15 protein-coding genes are annotated in these 16,987 nt (G+C 42.4%); 6 read left to right on the top strand and 9 right to left on the bottom strand.

The window, feature by feature from the left end; translation table 11 throughout:
* Positions 1 to 230: 230 nt before the first annotated feature.
* The 4 genes from KNL20_RS15530 to KNL20_RS15515 form a co-directional block, all read right to left on the bottom strand.
* Complete coding sequence (locus tag KNL20_RS15530; RefSeq protein ID WP_230398604.1) at positions 231 to 764, bottom strand: cob(I)yrinic acid a,c-diamide adenosyltransferase; 534 nt, start codon at positions 762 to 764, stop codon at positions 231 to 233.
* Positions 765 to 916: 152 nt separating this feature from the next.
* Positions 917 to 1,453 carry a rubrerythrin gene (rbr, locus tag KNL20_RS15525; RefSeq protein WP_230398603.1) on the bottom strand — a complete coding sequence of 179 codons (537 nt, stop codon included), beginning with the start codon at positions 1,451 to 1,453 and terminating at the stop codon, positions 917 to 919.
* A gap of 59 nt (positions 1,454 to 1,512) precedes the next feature.
* Entirely contained in the window at positions 1,513 to 2,055 is a 543-nt protein-coding gene (locus KNL20_RS15520; protein WP_230398602.1) for an NADH peroxidase, read from the bottom strand.
* Positions 2,056 to 2,188: 133 nt separating this feature from the next.
* Positions 2,189 to 2,587, bottom strand: a complete 399-nt coding sequence (locus KNL20_RS15515; protein ID WP_230398601.1) for a Fur family transcriptional regulator — start codon at positions 2,585 to 2,587, stop codon at positions 2,189 to 2,191.
* 188 nt (positions 2,588 to 2,775) lie between these two features.
* Between KNL20_RS15515 and metG the strand changes: the two genes are divergently transcribed.
* On the top strand, positions 2,776 to 4,722 hold the full coding sequence (gene metG / locus KNL20_RS15510) for a methionine--tRNA ligase (protein WP_230398600.1): 1,947 nt from the start codon (positions 2,776 to 2,778) through the stop codon (positions 4,720 to 4,722).
* A gap of 166 nt (positions 4,723 to 4,888) precedes the next feature.
* Here the strand turns inward: metG and KNL20_RS15505 are convergent, their stop codons facing one another.
* The 4 genes from KNL20_RS15505 to KNL20_RS15490 all read right to left on the bottom strand — a co-directional run bounded on the left by KNL20_RS15505 (position 4,889) and on the right by KNL20_RS15490 (position 9,491).
* On the bottom strand, positions 4,889 to 5,746 hold the full coding sequence (locus KNL20_RS15505; protein ID WP_230398599.1) for a carbohydrate ABC transporter permease: 858 nt from the start codon (positions 5,744 to 5,746) through the stop codon (positions 4,889 to 4,891).
* Positions 5,746 to 6,780, bottom strand: a complete 1,035-nt coding sequence (locus tag KNL20_RS15500) for a carbohydrate ABC transporter permease (RefSeq protein ID WP_230398598.1) — start codon at positions 6,778 to 6,780, stop codon at positions 5,746 to 5,748. Before KNL20_RS15500 ends, KNL20_RS15505 begins: the two co-directional genes overlap by 1 nt.
* 104 nt (positions 6,781 to 6,884) lie before the next feature.
* Positions 6,885 to 8,189: an ABC transporter substrate-binding protein gene (locus tag KNL20_RS15495; protein WP_230398597.1), complete on the bottom strand. Its 1,305-nt coding sequence runs from the start codon at positions 8,187 to 8,189 to the stop codon at positions 6,885 to 6,887.
* A 267-nt stretch (positions 8,190 to 8,456) separates the two neighbouring features.
* Positions 8,457 to 9,491, bottom strand: coding sequence for a LacI family DNA-binding transcriptional regulator (locus KNL20_RS15490; RefSeq protein ID WP_230398596.1), 1,035 nt, complete (start codon positions 9,489 to 9,491; stop codon positions 8,457 to 8,459).
* 162 nt (positions 9,492 to 9,653) lie between these two features.
* Here KNL20_RS15490 and KNL20_RS15485 point away from each other — a divergent pair, with 162 nt between their 5' ends.
* The 3 genes from KNL20_RS15485 to glgB all read left to right on the top strand — a co-directional run bounded on the left by KNL20_RS15485 (position 9,654) and on the right by glgB (position 14,115).
* Positions 9,654 to 10,430: a TatD family hydrolase gene (locus tag KNL20_RS15485; RefSeq protein WP_230398595.1), complete on the top strand. Its 777-nt coding sequence runs from the start codon at positions 9,654 to 9,656 to the stop codon at positions 10,428 to 10,430.
* A complete protein-coding gene (locus KNL20_RS15480) occupies positions 10,423 to 11,955 on the top strand; it encodes a C40 family peptidase (protein ID WP_230398594.1) in 1,533 nt (510 codons plus the stop codon). Before KNL20_RS15485 ends, KNL20_RS15480 begins: the two co-directional genes overlap by 8 nt.
* A 207-nt stretch (positions 11,956 to 12,162) precedes the next feature.
* Entirely contained in the window at positions 12,163 to 14,115 is a 1,953-nt protein-coding gene (gene glgB / locus KNL20_RS15475; protein ID WP_230398593.1) for a 1,4-alpha-glucan branching protein GlgB, read from the top strand.
* Here glgB and KNL20_RS15470 read toward each other — a convergent pair.
* Complete coding sequence (locus KNL20_RS15470) at positions 14,105 to 14,899, bottom strand: TraX family protein (RefSeq protein WP_230398592.1); 795 nt, start codon at positions 14,897 to 14,899, stop codon at positions 14,105 to 14,107. The two genes, glgB and KNL20_RS15470, sit on opposite strands and share 11 nt — an antisense overlap.
* A gap of 85 nt (positions 14,900 to 14,984) precedes the next feature.
* Here KNL20_RS15470 and KNL20_RS15465 point away from each other — a divergent pair, with 85 nt between their 5' ends.
* Positions 14,985 to 15,839 carry a helix-turn-helix domain-containing protein gene (locus KNL20_RS15465; RefSeq protein ID WP_230398591.1) on the top strand — a complete coding sequence of 285 codons (855 nt, stop codon included), beginning with the start codon at positions 14,985 to 14,987 and terminating at the stop codon, positions 15,837 to 15,839.
* Between the two features lie 118 nt (positions 15,840 to 15,957).
* The gene (locus KNL20_RS15460; RefSeq protein WP_230398590.1) at positions 15,958 to 16,929 is read left to right on the top strand and encodes a sugar phosphate isomerase/epimerase family protein; all 972 of its coding nucleotides are present in this window, start codon (positions 15,958 to 15,960) and stop codon (positions 16,927 to 16,929) included.
* Positions 16,930 to 16,987 lie beyond the last annotated feature (58 nt).

Below are 16,987 nucleotides of genomic sequence, written 5' to 3'. Positions count from 1 at the left end.
CAATAGTATGTAGTGCACAATAAAGTGGAAGAATATCAGAAGAAAATAAGCATGATTAATAAACAAGACACCTTTTATTCACATTGTGTTCACAAAACGATGGTATGCTATATACAGTTCAGAGATGAACGAAGGCAATGTGTTGTAAGTTACAATACATAAAATTTTTCATAATAATACCCAGATATCTAAGATATCTGGGTACTCCTCGTTTATTTCAAAGATAAAGCTTATCGTTCGATTCCTTTTCTTGCAGGAATTCCTTTATCAAAAGGGTGTTTTACTTTTTGTATGAAAGAAACATAATCGGCTGCATCTATCAAAGCCTGGCTGGGATTTTGTCCGGTAAGTATGACTTCCAGATGAGGTGGTTTACGGCAAAGAAAGTCCAAAAGAAGTGTCTCGTCAAACAGTTTTGAACCAATTGCATAAAGGATCTCGTCAAGAAAAAGAATGTCGTAGCAGCCTGATTCAGCCAGTTGGATGATATCTTTGAACTGAGACTCATAATATGTTTTTCGCTCGGCTTTTTCTTCCGATGACAACCGAAAACTGAATTTTTCAGACTCCAGACCATCAATAAATGTGACGTTATCCAGAGCTTCCAGAACCTTTCTTTCGCTTGTCCTGTTGTCTTTCATGAACTGATAGATCAATACTTTATATCCATAACCCGCTGCTCTGGTACACAAACCCATGCCACAGGTTGTTTTGCCTTTTCCATCGCCACAGTAAATATGGATGAATCCTGTTTGCTTTTCCATCTTTGCTCCCATTCCTTTCTGATTCTAAATATCTTCTCTAGTATAAGACTTCTCTCAAAACTAAGCAACCGAAAGTATGAAAAAACACCCGGATGTTTAGCATCCGGGTGATATATGTTTAAGGGGAATTTATTATATGGGATACCGATTACTTAATAATTCTCAACTTTACGTTCGAAGTAAGCCTTGGGATGGGCGCATACCGGACATACTTCTGGAGCATTTTCTCCTTCGTAAATATAACCGCAGTTACGGCATTTCCAGCCGAGTGGAGCATCCTCTTTAAAGGTTTTATCATTAAGATAGGACTCCAACAGCTTATTGTAACGTCTTTCATGAGCAGCTTCAACCTTTGCAACTCCTTCAAATTTAGCGGCCAGTGCTTTAAATCCCTCTTCGCGGGCTTCCTTTGCCATACGGGCATACATATCCGTCCATTCGTAGTTCTCACCGGCAGCAGCATCCTTCAGATTTTCCTCGATATCACCGATACCGTGAAACTCCTTAAACCACATCTTTGCGTGTTCTTTTTCCTGATCAGCAGTTTCCTGATACAGTGCTGCAAGCTGCTCATAGCCGGCTTTTTTGGCGGCTGAAGCATAGAATGTATATTTATTGCGTGCCTGGGATTCACCTGAAAAAGCATCCATTAAATTTTGTTCTGTTTTAGTCCCTTTGTATTGTGACATGAGTACCTCCTATAAGTGAAAACTGTAACTGTTTATGTGTCTTTTGTATTTTCTTTTTCTTATTCGAAATAACGTTTTAATAATCCTGCAAATGCTTTACCATGACGGGCCTCATCTCTTGCCATCTCATGTACGGTATCATGGATTGCATCCAGATTAGCAGCTTTTGCACGTTTTGCAAGATCTGTCTTGCCGGCAGTAGCACCATTTTCCGCTTCTACACGCATCTCCAGGTTTTTCTTTGTACTGTCTGTTACAACTTCACCTAACAGTTCTGCAAATTTTGCAGCATGTTCAGCCTCTTCTAAAGCTGCTTTTTCCCAATATAGACCGATTTCAGGATATCCTTCACGATGAGCAACACGAGACATGGCAAGATACATACCAACTTCTGAACATTCGCCCTCAAAGTTTGCTCTCAAGTCTTTTTTGATATCATCCGGAACATCAGCAGCAACGCCTACAACATGCTCGGAAGCCCATGTCATCTCGCCGCTTTGCTCAACAAACTTAGAAGCCGGTGCTTTACAGATCGGACATTGCTCCGGTGCAGACTCTCCTTCATAAACATAACCGCATACACTACATACAAATTTCTTCATGGTTTCATCCTTTCTTGCTTTTTATTTTTTTATTCCTGATATCAGGAAATCCTTGGAAAACAATATTAGTAATTGTTACTGATTTAATGATACACGCAAACATATAGTTTGTCAAGTGAGTTTTTAAATCTTTTCAGTGTTCTTTATGGCAATCCTTACATAAAGCACATATTCCATAGAAAATGACGGAATAATCTTCAATAATTCCATCAAAATCTTTTGATGCAGATTTTTTTATATAACCAATGTCTTCCATCTTCAGGTCCATCACGTTTTTGCACAGCCTGCAGATAAAATGATTGTGGGGGTGTGTATCAGCGTCGTAACGGTCTGCACCATCACCGGTCGTAATCTTTTTTATCTCTCCTATATCGGATAACAGAGAAAGATTTCGGTAAACGGTTCCAAGACTGATATTCGGATAGATTTCACGTATATCGGTATAAATCATATCAGCAGTAGGGTGATCGTGCCGGGCCATCAGTAGTTCTTTAATGGATTCACGTTGCCTGCTATATTTTAACGCTTGCATATAACCTCCTTTCCGATAATAGTAATAGTTATTAAGACTATCATACAATACTCTTCTGATTATGTCAAGAAACAAAACATATAAAATGCATGGTGACTCTTTCCAAATGAAAGTGGTTATGCTATTATGTATCATAGAATTGGAAATTCTCACTTGCAGATGTGAGAAGATTTTAAGGAGACGAGAAAGTGAAAGATCAAAAATATTATATAACCACCGCAATTGCATATACATCCGGTAAACCACATATCGGCAATACTTACGAAATCGTTTTGGCTGACAGCATTGCCAGATTTAAAAGGCAGCAGGGATATGATGTGTTTTTCCAGACAGGAACAGATGAGCATGGCCAGAAGATAGAGTTAAAGGCAGATGAATTGGGAATTACACCGAAAGAACTGGTAGATGAGATAGCAGGCGAAGTTAAACATATCTGGGATATGATGGATACCTCTTATGATAAATTTATCCGTACGACGGATGCAGACCATGAAGCCCAGGTTCAGAAGATATTTAAAAAGCTCTATGACCAGGGAGATATCTATAAAGGATACTATGAGGGCATGTACTGCACACCCTGCGAATCCTTTTTTACCGAGTCGCAGTTAGTGGACGGCAAGTGTCCGGACTGTGGAGGTGAAGTTACACCTGCAAAAGAGGAGGCGTATTTCTTTAAGATGAGCAAATATGCTCAGAGGCTGATTGACCATATTAATACGCATCCGGAATTTATCCAGCCGGTTTCCAGGAAGAATGAGATGATGAATAATTTTCTTTTGCCGGGACTCCAGGATCTCTGCGTATCCCGTACTTCCTTTACATGGGGAATTCCGGTTACTTTTGATCCTAAGCATGTGGTTTACGTATGGCTGGATGCATTAACAAATTATATTACGGGAATTGGATACGACTGTGACGGAAACAGTACAAAGCAGTTTGAGAATCTATGGCCCGCAGATCTTCATCTGATTGGAAAGGACATCATACGTTTTCATACCATCTATTGGCCTATTTTCCTTATGGCGTTAGATCTTCCTCTGCCGAAGCAGGTATTTGGCCATCCCTGGCTTTTGCAGGGGGATGGAAAGATGAGCAAATCGAAGGGAAATGTGATCTATGCGGATGATCTGGTCTCTCTGTTCGGGGTGGATGCGGTACGTTACTTTGTACTCCATGAGATGCCTTTCGAGAATGACGGAGTGATAACCTGGGAGCTGATGGTGGAGAGGATGAACTCTGAACTTGCAAATACCCTGGGCAATCTGGTGAACCGTACGATATCTATGTCTAATAAGTATTTTGAAGGAGTTATCCGGAACTATGATATTTCAGAAGAAATAGATACAGAGTTCAAAACAGTGATTACGGGTACCCGGGACAAGGTGTCTGAAAAGATGGAAGGCTTAAGGGCTGCAGATGCGCTCACAGAGATCTTTAACCTGTTCAAGCGATGTAATAAGTATATTGATGAAACGGTGCCATGGGTTTTGGCGAAGGAGGAATCGAAGGAGGAGCGGTTATCCACAGTGTTGTACAATCTTGTGGAAGGAATCTGTATTGGAGCAAACCTTCTGGAGCCTTTTATGCCAGCTACTACTGCCCGCATATTGGAACAATTAAATGCATCCCGGCGCTCATATGATGAATTGTCAGATTTTGGACTGTATGTTACTGAATATAAGGTAACCGAAAAACCGGAAATTCTCTTTCAGAGACTGGATGCGAAAGAAGTACTTGAGAAAGTTGAAGCCATGAAGCCCAAGGCTTGTAAAGAACAGGAAGAAACACTCATTGACATTGAACCAAAGGAAGAGATAACATTTGAAAAATTTGGGGAAATGCAGTTTCAGGTGGGTGAAATTATTGCCTGTGAAGCGGTTAAAAAGTCAAGAAAGCTGCTCTGCTCACAAGTTAAGATAGGAAGTCAGATAAAGCAGATTGTGTCAGGAATAAAAGCAGATTATACACCCGAAGAGATGGTAGGCAAAAAGGTTATGGTTCTTGTAAACCTGAAACCGGCGAAGCTGGCTGGTGTATTGTCAGAAGGAATGCTTCTGTGTGCAGAAGACGAGGAAGGGAAACTGTCCCTTATGATTCCTGAGAAGGACATGCCGGCAGGAGCAGAAATCAACTAGTATAGGTGACATTTAAATACCTTGCTGATTCAATTCAGACCAGTGAAGCAGCAAGGTATTTATGATCGGCTATACTAGTCGTTCTTTGGTGTACTATAAAAACAACCAGATCTTTGATCCGGTATAGCCGGGCAGAGGTCTGGTTGTTTTAAAATCGGATTATCAGTTATTTTATTGCACCTTCTACCATTCCCTGAATAATTTGTTTCTGAGCAAACAGGAACAATATAATAATCGGTATCATAGCAAGGAATGCCGCTGTCAGAATCAAGTCCCACTGTTTTACATAGGAACCAACGAAACTTGTCACAGCTACAGGCAAAGTCTTGATTCTTCCGTTCAGTCCAAGCATCAGAGATGGAAGCAGGAAGTCATTCCATATCCACAGGCCATTCAGAATTAATATGGTAACCTGTACCGGCTTCAGTAATGGGAATATAATATTAAAAAATGTCCTCTCCGGCGTACACCCGTCAATCAGTGCGGCTTCTTCCAGTTCATACGGTATATTCTTGATAAATCCATGTAAAATAAAGACGGACATCGCGCCACCGAATCCCAGATATGCGAAGATAATCCCCTTATAACTGCTTAGCATTTGAACGCCCGTAAAATCTGAAATCCCCCTGAACGTTGATAAAAGCGGAAGCATAACTACCTGAAAAGGAATAACCATGGCAGATACAAACATCATAAAAATAAAGTTAGACCACCTTGTCTTATTTCTGCAAAGGACCCATGCGGCCATACTGGATGTAACGGTCAAAAGAGCCAGTGATACCACCGTGATAATCAGAGAACTGCCAAAAGATGACCAGTAACTGAAGTTCTGATTATTGATAACATTTTTCATGTTTTCCAGCATCTGTCCCCAGTTTGCGGGTATGGCAATCGGACTGGTAACAATATCCGCACTGGATTTTGCGGAGTTGATAATCACCAGAAAAAATGGTATTAAGACAATAATTGCAATTATAAAAGCAACGATTTCTGTAATTAATCTTTTTCTTTTCTGTGCTCTCATTACATCTCAACCTCCCGCTTTTTACTGATAGATACCTGAGTCAACGATATAATTGCCAGTATAACAAAGAATACAACTGCCTTTGTCTGCCCTAAAGCATATTTATTCTTTCCGATTGCCGTATTGTAAATGTTCAATGCCAGGAATTCTGTGGACTGGATAATCTTATCTCCTAAAACTCTGGCCGGTGCACCATTTGTGATAGCCAGGTTCAGGTCAAACTGCTTAAAGGAGTTCACCAGTGTTAAAAAAATACATACGGTAAACGTATTAGCTATCATGGGCATCTTTATTTTAAAAAGTGTGGTTGCCGCACCGGCACCATCCACATTAGATGCCTCCAGTATATCTTTGGGAACTCCTGTCAGTCCTGTTACATAAATCATCATGATATACCCTGCGTATTGCCAGGTGCTCACAATCAATATTGCAACAAAGGCCAGATTGGGATCTGTCAGCATAGAGTCTGATCCTGCGATAGCCACGGTAAGGACTTTATTAAAGATAAACTGCCATACATATCCCAATACGATACCGCCGATCAGATTTGGCAGGAAATATGCCGCCTGGTAAAAGCCTTTTAACTTCAGCTTGGATGTACATAACAGTGCCAGGGAAAATGCAAAGATGTTAACAAAAATCATATTAATAACTGTGAAAATCACTGTAATAAGCAGTGAATACAAATAATCCATAGATTTAAACATTGTTATATAATTTGAAAAGCCCACAAACTTAGTATAGTCAATTCCATTCCAGTCTGTTAATGAATAAAAAATACCTGATGCAAATGGAATTAATACGGTCACTGCAAATGTAAATACTAATGGTAGTAAAAATAATGCATTAATTATTTTTCTGTGTTTCCTTGTAGGGAAAAAGTAGATTCCCATAATTAGCAAAGTCAGACCAATGATCAGCAAAGGCCCCCGAAAATTGTTATCTGCTTTGGTAATATCCATGTATAGTGCAGCCACCGCTGCAGCAATACCAACGGCCAACAGACCTATGGCTGCCGGTTTCTTTTTATTCATACGGATTTCTCCCTTCTATATGTAACAAGAACTGAAATATGTCCCTCTTCTGTCAGAAAACAGATACGGGCGAAAACGGCCGCCCGTATCTGTTGACTAAAAAATCATTGCTGGGACTGAGCTACATAATCTGCAATTGTAGACTGTAATGTTTTTACAAATGTATCTTTATCAATGTCACCCTTTGCGTAGGATTCAAATACAACTCCTGTGGCTTTCTGGGCGATACCTTCCGGCATGTTGGACCACGCCCAGGAAGAAGTATTTCCCCCGTCGACATAGGCCTGCAGGCTCTTTGCAAGCGGTGCCTCCGGTTTTATTGTACTGTTGTTGTAAGGGGAAATCATGCCGCAGTCTGTAATCAGGCATTTCTGCCCCTCTTCTGAAAGTGCAAGGTCATCCAGGAATGCCTTTACAGCGTCCAGATTCTTGCCGTCTTTGTATGCACACCACCATGACGGAGAGTCGGCCAAAACACTTGTCATATCTTCCTTTGTAAAGGCAAGCGGTGCGATACCACAGTCAAAGGTTGCATCGTAGTCAGGAAGGGATGGATCAATCCAATTCCCCTCTGTAATAAATGCGGACTTTCCCTGTGCAAATAAAGCAAGCTGATCATCGTAAGTGCCGGAAATTAATACCTGCTTGTCGGAATAATCGCATAACAGCTTGAAGAAATCTGCAAACTGAGCCGCTCTGTCTGTGTCAAGCTTACCTTTTAGCATTTCGTCAAAATACTGATTATCTTCTCTTTTTAGCCCGCCGGACAGATAGTATCCAAACAGATGGTTGCCCGTTGACCAGTACATCTGGCCAGACTCCGCTGCCACGGAGCAAACGGCTGACAGGCCGAGTTCATCCTTCTTTGCATCAATAGTCTCAAAAGCATTTTTGAATGCATCGTAATTTGTAAGAGACGTGGGATCTACTCCGGCTTTCTTCAAAATATCCGCATTATAAGTAATTCCATATCCTTCCACCGCATAGGGAAAGCCTACCACTTTTCCGTCATCACCTTTAAAAGCAAAGTTTGTCTCAGATGCCCATTTACAATCTCCTAAATCTGCCACGTAATCCTTCCAGTTTGCAAAATCCCCCCGTCCGCCGATAACAAATAAGTCTGGCATATTATCTGAGGCCTTATATGACTTTAGCGTTCCCTGTATATCAGCACCACCTCCGAGGGATTCGATTACAACTTTCTGGCCTGTTCTTTCTTCGTAATCTTTTGCATATGCTTTTAATGCTTTATCAATCTCAATCTTTCCGTTCACGATACGGATTGCATCGGCGGAGCCTTTCGAAACACTATCACTTTTATCGGTGTTTTTACCTTCTGCTCCACAGCCTGCCAGAAGCGTGGCGCCCATCAATGCTGCTAATAAGGCTGAAATCATTTTCTTTTTCATAGTACATCCTCCTTAATTTAGGCTTTACTATAGATTACCTTTTGCGCATAAGGTACTTCTCGACATGTATGCTACCACACTTCACCCGCCTTTTCAAGAGCGTTTTGTATACTTATTCTGAAATATTATATAACTTATGCGCAAAAGGAAACGGTTATGTGCATTTTTATTGTTTGAATGTCAAATTTTATTTATGCATTTTACACAATACATAAAAAGTGCATAAGCCTTTTCCACTGCAGGCTTATGCACTTTGCTCAATTTTTTTTATAGAATTCGTTTTACACTGTCTCGTATCTTTAATTCTATAGGCAAAATAACGTTTTTTTTCTCCGGCTCACTCCCCTTAAGCTGCTGTATCAGCATTTCAACTGCAATCCTGCCTTTTTGTTCGGGATCCTGGTGTACAGTGGTCAGCCTCGGCCTCACAAACTTGCTGTAATAATTATCATCAAATCCTGTTACGGAAACATCCTCCGGTACTTTTATCCCATGGTCATACAGATAACTGATGACCGCAGATGCATGAAAATCAGTTGAACAGACAAATGCCGTATATTTTCTGCATGCTTCCAGAATGGACTGCAGGCCTGTTTTTTCTTTTGCCTCTGATTTTACATCTTCTTCGGAAATGTAAATAATATCCGCCTCAGAGCATTCCAGCCCGGCTTCCTCCATAGCTTTCTGATAGCCGTCATATCTCATTGCTTCTACCGCAATACAGACATCCGATACAAATGCTATCTTCTTATGTCCCTGGCTGATGACATATTTTGTAATCTGATAAGAGCCCTCTTTGTCTTCCAGCCCTACATTGCAGAATTCCCTGGCTTCCTGATAGAAATATGTATCCACAAAAACCATAGGTTTTTTGTATTTTTTTTTGATTTTCGAACAATCCTCATTCATCATACCCAGCAAAATTAAGCCATCCACATTCCATGTAGAGATATAACTGAGAGTCTCTGCAATATTATCAGAAATATAAATCATTAAAAAATATCCGGCATCTTTTACGGCACGCTCAATGGCACCAACAAGTTCTGAAGTAAACGCATCCTTGATGTAGTTCTTTCCAATAAAATGCCCTTTTCTTGATTTTAGTGCTATTCCAATAATTCTGGAATTATTTTTGGCCAGATTTCTGGCATTGATATTGGGAACATATTCATATTTTTTCAGTATTTCTTTTACCCGTTCTATTGTATCCTCGGACACTTCTTTTGTCTTTCCATGAATTACGTTGGACACTGTTGTCGTGCTGAGGCCAAGCGTATTTGCAATTTCCTTAATTGTTACCATTACCATACCCCTTTTTATAAACTGCTAATGACATTCTAACACACATTTGCCAAATTACAAATATGTCTTCTCTATTGGTTGTGTAAATTTACTATTTACTGTTGACGGAAATGGGCCCAGGCCCTATAATGGAAATATTAGGAATGACTTAAGAGGGATATTATGATTTTTGAGACGCATGCACATTACGATGATGGAGCTTTTGATGAAGACAGAGATGCCTTGCTGAAATCCATGGATAATCATGGGGTTGGGTGTATCATCAATGTATGTGCCGCTTTGGAGAGCCTTGATAAGACAAGAAAATTGATGGAGCAGTATCCTTTCGTATTCGGGGCTTTCGGATTACATCCGGATGAAACGGGAGATATGGATGAAGCTGTGATGGACAAAATCCGTACGTTTTGCAGGATGGAAAAAGCGGTTGCTGTCGGAGAAATCGGATTGGATTATTACTGGGATAAAGAACAGCATCAAAGGCAGATTTACTGGTTTGAACGCCAGATGCAACTGGCAAGAGAAGAAGGACTGCCTGTTATTATCCATAGCAGGGATGCGGCAGCAGATACACTGGATGCCATAAAGCGAATGCATGCAGAGGAAATCGGCGGCGTCTGCCACTGTTTCTCATATCCCAAAGAGATGGCAAGGGAATATATCGACATGGGATTTTATATAGGAATTGGAGGCGTTGTAACTTTTAAGAACGCGAGAAAATTAAAAGAGGTGACAGCTTATACTCCTTTGGACAGAATTTTGCTTGAGACAGACAGTCCGTATCTGACTCCGGTTCCTTACCGCGGGAAGAGAAATACCTCTTTAAATTTAACATATATTGCGCAGATGATTTCAGAAATCAAGGAGATTGATTACGAGGAAGTCATTGCAGTAACTGAAAACAATGCAAAAAAGTTATTTTTAGGAGAAACCAATGATTAGAAAAGATGTAAATAAGAAGATTTCCAGACAAAAGATTCTGGTTACATCTATTGTATTAAGTGCTGTGGTCATTATAGCTAATCCACTTTCTGCATTAAGTGCACCTAATACTACATATGAGAGCATTTCTGAAGAGCGGTCAGCAGATACCGGCGATGATTTGAATGGAGAGGGTAATTCTGATATACCGTCAACGCCATCCCCGACGCCAACGCCGGAGGTAACACCGGCACCGTCTCCGATACCTACAGTGACCCCGACACCAACACCGGAGGTAACACCGACACCGACACCAACGCCGGAAGCAACACCAACGCCGGAGGCAACGCCATCTCCAACGCCGGAAGCAACAGAAACTCCGACGCCAGCACCTACCGAGGCACCGTCCCCGACACCGGTGCCGAATGAACAAACTACGACAGATAATTCAGATCGTACGCCAATTAGACTGAATGTTGGCAGTGCCTCTGTCACACCGATTCTCCTACATACAATCCCAAAGGATTATGCACTGGCAAAAGTGGACTCGTTTGTAAGTATACGGGAAGAAAAAGACGAAAAATCCAGGGCTGTGGGCAGACTTGAGCGTGGGGGGCTTTGTTTTATCATTGCGGATAAGGATCAGGAATGGATTTTTGTAGAGTCGGGAGAAGCAAGGGGATTTGTGAAACGCGAGTACCTGATGATGGATGAAGAGGCTCTGAATCAGATAGAGGCTGTCGGAGAGAATAGGTTCTCTCTGGCGGAGAGCCTGGTTCGTCCATGGGAGAATAAAGCGTATGCATATTCCACAGATACGGTAAAGGATGTGGATATTGCCGGCAGCCTTCGTCAGTCAGTCCTGGAATTTTCACAGAGTTTTCTTGGGAATCCATATGTATGGGGCGGTGTAAGCCTTACAGACGGCGCCGACTGTTCCGGATATGTGATGCAGATATACAGACAATTTGGATACTCACTGCCGCGTACATCCGGGGAACAGGCAAATTATGGAACAAGAATATCTCCATCGGAAGCACAGCCGGGTGATTTGCTTTTTTATGCCAGAGATGATGGTACAATTTATCATGTACTCATCTATATGGGCAATGGCAAAGCGATTAATGCACAGAGCAGCAGGACGGGAATCGTAATATCGGATGTGGATTATAATAAGGTTCCCTGGGCTGTGCGAATTATTAATGATGAGAATGCAGTACCGGCTGCCAGCCTGCTATCGGGTAACAGTGGGGTTAAGCCCAATGGCCGATACCTGGGCAGATTTAAGCTTACGGCATATTGCAATTGTGAAATCTGCTGTGGGCACTGGTCGGGCGGGCCGACAGCAAGCGGAGTGATGCCGTCACAGGGAACAACGGTAGCTGTGGGTGGTGTGGATTTTGCTACCAGGCTGAACATCGGAGGCCAGGTGTTTACTGTGGAAGACAGAGGAACACCATATGGACATATTGATATCTTTATGAACAGCCACGCGGAGGCTACACAATTTGGTGTTCAGTATGCGGATGTGTATGTTCAAAATTAACTTTTAAGAAATTTTACAGTTCGGCCGTGCAGATTCAAACCTGGCAGAACCGTATTGAATTGCAGAGAGGCCTTGCATAGATTATGCAGGGCTTTTTTTGCGTCATGCCGGAAAAATTTTTAAATACACCGTGTAAGAAAGTAATAGCTTGTATATGTTTTCTATGTTACTATATGCTTGATAGATGAGGAAAGGAAGGCAGCTCATATGGCGGGAAAAAGGGTAAAACAAAAGGACAAACAGATATCAGGGGAAGAGGAAAGGGAATTACCCCGGTTCAGTGAATTGGATCAGTACCTGTTTGGACAGGCTACGCACTATGACCTCTATCGAAAGATGGGGGCACACCCGGGGAGCCTGGAGGGAAAGGATGGAGTCTGGTTTACAGTATGGGCACCAAACGCTGAATCAGTTTCCGTAATTGGAGAATTCAATGGATGGGATGAAAAGATGAACCCCATGAAAAAAGTGTCGGAGGAAGGAGTCTATGAAGGCTTTATTTCGGCGGCAAAAGAAGGTGATCTTTACAAATATTGTATTATGAGCCGGAAAGGAAAATTGCTGTATAAAGCAGATCCTTATGCCTTTGCAGCAGAGAAGCGGCCTGGAAATGCATCCCGGGTGGCCGATATCGGCGGCTACAGGTGGGGGGATGCTGCATGGCTGAAAAAAAGGAAAGAGTCCAATCCCGACATAGCGCCCATGTCCATCTATGAGCTGCATCCCGGTTCGTGGAAGAAGCATCCCTTCAGTGAGGAAAATCCGGAGGGATTCTATGATTATGAGTATCTTGCGGAATCGCTTACAGCGTACATAAAGGATATGGGATATACCCATGTAGAACTTATGGGGATTGCGGAACATCCGTTTGACGGTTCCTGGGGCTATCAGGTGACCGGATACTATGCACCGACCTCCCGGTACGGAACCCCGAAACAGTTTAAATATCTGGTAGATTATCTGCATAAGAACAAAATCGGTGTAATTTTGGATTGGGTACCTGCGCATTTTCCGAAAGATGAACATGGTCTTGCGGAGTTTGACGGGACAGCAGTCTACGAATATGAGGATCCGCGAAAAGGGGAACATCCTGACTGGGGCACAAAGATTTTTAATTATGAACGCCCTGAGGTCAAGAATTTTCTTCTTGCCAATGCGCTGTATTGGATTGAGGAATACCATATAGATGGTCTGCGGGTGGATGCGGTGGCATCCATGCTGTATCTGGATTATGGGAAATCCGAAGGACAATGGCTTCCAAACCGGTACGGCGGAAATCAGAACCTGGAGGCTGTAGAATTTTTTAAGCACCTGAACTCCCTAGTAACCGGCAGAAATAAAGGGGTTGTCATGATTGCAGAGGAGTCTACCACATGGCCTAAGGTGACGGGGGATGTCCACGATGGAGGACTGGGATTCAGTTTCAAATGGAACATGGGGTGGATGCATGACTTCCTGGAGTACATGAAGCTGGACCCGGTATATCGTAAATATAATCATAACAGTATGACATTTTCCCTGACCTATGCATTTGGTGAAAATTATGTACTGGTGCTTTCTCATGATGAGGTGGTACATCTAAAGTGCTCCATGCTCAGCAAGATGCCCGGAGTGGGGGATGATAAGTATAAGAATCTGATGGCAGGATACGGCTTTATGATCGGACATCCGGGCAAGAAGCTGTTGTTCATGGGGCAGGATTTCGGGCAGCTTCAGGAATGGTCGGAGGAGCGGGAGCTCGACTGGTATCTGCTGGCCGAGAAGCCCCACGAGCATCTGCAGGCTTATGTGCGGGATTTGCTTCACCTCTATACCAGATATCCTGCTTTGTATGCCAATGACACGCCGGAAGGATTTGAGTGGGTCAATGCGAATGATGGAGAAAGGAGTATCTTCAGCTTTATTCGAATCTCACCCACTGGAAAGGAGAATCTGATATTTATCTGTAACTTTACTCCTGTGGAAAGGCCGGATTACCGGGTTGGAGTTCCTAAGAGAAAACAATACCGTCTGATACTGGACAGCTCGGACATTAAGTATGGTGGAAATGCGTGTGAGCGTCCGTTAATCTATCGGGCTGTGGCAAAACCATGTGATGGAAGGCCGTTTTCCATTGGATTTCCCCTTCCCGCTTATGGTGTGGCGGTGTTTAGATTCTAAATAAAAAGGTGAGAAAATAGAGCACCAGAAGGTGTAGGGGGTAAAAGAAATAAAATGCATATTTCAGGCTAAGCCCCCGGGCGCCATTATATCTTTGAATCGGTATCAGGGAGAAGAAACAGAACGCTTCTCCCAAACCCAGGAGGGTAAGGGCGGAACAGGCCAGAAAAGATCCCATAGTTCTCCTGAATCGGAACAGGTAAAAGAGAACAATGGCCAAAATCCCATACATCTCATAGTCGGAGTGCATAAGCCAGGCGGCTGTGCAGCCGGTCAGGGAGATCAGCAAGGTGTATATTGTGGTAAGGAATCTGTTATGACTGAGCTTTTCAGCCTCAGAAATTGCCCAGATAGTCAGAAGGCCAAGTGTCAGAGTGAACAGGGTATTCTGGCTGGAAGGGTTCCACTGTCCATAGAATGCCAGATCAAAAGGAATTTCGGACAGGAGGGCCATCAGAAAAAGATTCCGGCAGTATTTTACTTTGCTGCGCGTGTGAAGGAAGCCTTCCACCAAAAGGAAAGCAAACAGTGGAAATGCAATTCTGCCTGCTGAACGCAGGAGAGAATTTATAGTGACGGCCGCGGCATGAGAAGCCATATAACTTTCCAGAGGTTCCTGCGTACTCGAAAGTCTCAGGGAATCCTGATAGAGAGGGGATTCTATAAATATTGCGGAAAAGTGATCGATTAGCATACAGGCCATGGCGATCAGCTTCACAGTGCTCCCGGTAATACCATAGATGGGAGTACTTCCGTCAGAAGTATTCGGCGGTTGATAAGACATAATGATTCCTTTCTGAATAAATTTATGGTTAAGAGTGTAACATATTCTCAGAAGGATTACAATTCGCGTGGTGGTAATAAATACTATGAATGAAATTAATTTATATGAAAAAAAAATCATACAGGATAAGGAGTTTCCTGTCCAGATTTTTGAAAATAATATCAGAGAGGTTCGCTCTATTTTCCAGGAGCACTGGCATGAACAGATAGAGATGCACTATGTTTTAAATGGTGAGGCAGATTTTTACTGTAACCACAAGCCTGTTCATGGGGAGCCTGGAAATCTGATTATCATCAATAGTAATGAACTGCATACGGGCACAACAAAGACAGAGACATTTGATGCATTGGTTATTATCTTTGAATTGGACAAATTTTCAGAGGAGATTGTAAATCATAACATGATTTTTCAGACGTTGATCCCGGCAGATGAAAAGATTAAAAACCTGCTCTTTACCATTCGTAAGGAGGACAGTTTAAAAGAATTGGGTTATAAACTGGCGGTCAAGGCTGCAATCTATGAGCTGCTGACTTATCTTATGCGCTTTTATGTGGTAGAAAGCATATCCGATCAGGAACAGTTAAAAAGAAACAGAAATCTGGAACGCCTTAATATTGTATTTCAATATATACAAAATAATTATACCGAACAATTAAGCAATAAAGATTTAGCCCGTGTTATACATTTAAGTGAGCCAAGGTTCTGTCATCTGTTTAAAGAGAGCATGGGATTAAGTCCGCTTAAATATATTAACGAAGTCCGTCTCGAAAAGGCATATTTTCTATTGCAGCAGAAGGAACTGAATGTCGCCGAGATTGCCGAAATTGTAGGATTTCGGGATTATAACAATTTTGGGAGATTATTTAAGAAAAAGTATGGATATGCACCATCTGAGGTCTGGGAAAGACAATTATCCTATATTTCTGCCGCGACGAGATAGCAGGATTGTATGTATATATAGCAATGGTTTGCTAGAATTATTTTTTGAATTTATATATGATGATAGCAGAGTTGCGGGAGCACAATTATTTGATTCTTATATATAATGGAGGTATGTTATGAAACTAGGTGTGTTTACAGTAGTATTAGGGGACATGGGTCTGGAGGATGCATGTGCGTATCTGGAAAAGAGCGGTGTGCAGATGGTGGAAATCGGATGCGGAGGATTTCCGGGAAAGGCACACTGTGATCCGGAAGTACTGTTGAATGATGATGCAAAATTAAAGGAATTCCAGGATACAATTGCAAGGCATAACCTGGAAATCAGTGCTATGAGTAGTCATGGGAATCCGGTTCATCCACAGAAAGATGTGGCGGAGAAATTTGATCATGACCTGACGAATGCGATTTTACTGGCAGAAAAACTGGGAGTACCGGTGGTAAATGCATTTTCAGGATGCCCGGGCGGCAGCAGTCAGGATCAGGAGCCGAACTGGGTTACCTGTCCGTGGCCGGATGATTTTCAGAGAGTCCTCGATTATCAGTGGAATGAGGTATTGATTCCTTACTGGAAGCAGAAGGTTGCTTTTGCAAAGGAGCATGGTATCCATAAAATCGCATTGGAACTTCATCCTGGGTTCTGTGTATATAATACGAAAACCCTGTTAAGACTCCGGGAGGCTGTAGGTCCTGAAATCGGAGCGAACTTTGATCCGAGCCATCTGATCTGGCAGGGAATGGATCCCTGTGTGTGCATCAGGGAACTGGGCAAGGCCGGGGCGCTTTTCCATTTCCATGCGAAGGATACAAAGATTGATACGGCAAACACAAACTTGAATGGTGTGTTGGATACCGGGCACTATAGTGATGAGATAAACCGTTCCTGGATTTTCAGATCCGTAGGATATGGTCATGGTGAGGAATACTGGAAAGCAATTATTTCCGAGCTGCGCCTGGCGGGATATGATTATGCAATCAGTATCGAACATGAAGATAGTCTGATGTCCGGGAATGAAGGGCTGCAAAAAGCAATCCAGTGTCTGAAGAATGTTCTTCTGTACGAAGACAGGGGAGCTATGTACTGGGCATAAAGAATTGTAACACACACATTTGACAGAAGGGTTGCGGAGAACCGCAAGATGACAGGAG

The organism is Novisyntrophococcus fermenticellae, from assembly GCF_018866245.1.
Taxonomy (GTDB): Bacteria; Bacillota; Clostridia; order Lachnospirales; family Lachnospiraceae; genus Novisyntrophococcus; species Novisyntrophococcus fermenticellae.
This window is presented reverse-complemented; position numbering and strand designations above follow the sequence as displayed.

Coding starts and splice junctions, on each gene's coding strand:
- KNL20_RS15520 (WP_230398602.1), bottom strand. CDS start 2,055: ATGAAGAAATTTGTATGTAGTGTATGCGGTTATGTTTATGAAGGAGAG.
- rbr (WP_230398603.1), bottom strand. CDS start 1,453: ATGTCACAATACAAAGGGACTAAAACAGAACAAAATTTAATGGATGCT.
- KNL20_RS15530 (WP_230398604.1), bottom strand. CDS start 764: ATGGAAAAGCAAACAGGATTCATCCATATTTACTGTGGCGATGGAAAA.
- KNL20_RS15465 (WP_230398591.1), top strand. CDS start 14,985: ATGAATGAAATTAATTTATATGAAAAAAAAATCATACAGGATAAGGAG.
- KNL20_RS15505 (WP_230398599.1), bottom strand. CDS start 5,746: ATGAGAGCACAGAAAAGAAAAAGATTAATTACAGAAATCGTTGCTTTT.
- KNL20_RS15470 (WP_230398592.1), bottom strand. CDS start 14,899: ATGTCTTATCAACCGCCGAATACTTCTGACGGAAGTACTCCCATCTAT.
- KNL20_RS15495 (WP_230398597.1), bottom strand. CDS start 8,189: ATGAAAAAGAAAATGATTTCAGCCTTATTAGCAGCATTGATGGGCGCC.
- glgB (WP_230398593.1), top strand. CDS start 12,163: ATGGCGGGAAAAAGGGTAAAACAAAAGGACAAACAGATATCAGGGGAA.
- KNL20_RS15460 (WP_230398590.1), top strand. CDS start 15,958: ATGAAACTAGGTGTGTTTACAGTAGTATTAGGGGACATGGGTCTGGAG.
- KNL20_RS15485 (WP_230398595.1), top strand. CDS start 9,654: ATGATTTTTGAGACGCATGCACATTACGATGATGGAGCTTTTGATGAA.
- KNL20_RS15490 (WP_230398596.1), bottom strand. CDS start 9,491: ATGGTAACAATTAAGGAAATTGCAAATACGCTTGGCCTCAGCACGACA.
- KNL20_RS15480 (WP_230398594.1), top strand. CDS start 10,423: ATGATTAGAAAAGATGTAAATAAGAAGATTTCCAGACAAAAGATTCTG.
- KNL20_RS15515 (WP_230398601.1), bottom strand. CDS start 2,587: ATGCAAGCGTTAAAATATAGCAGGCAACGTGAATCCATTAAAGAACTA.
- KNL20_RS15500 (WP_230398598.1), bottom strand. CDS start 6,780: ATGAATAAAAAGAAACCGGCAGCCATAGGTCTGTTGGCCGTTGGTATT.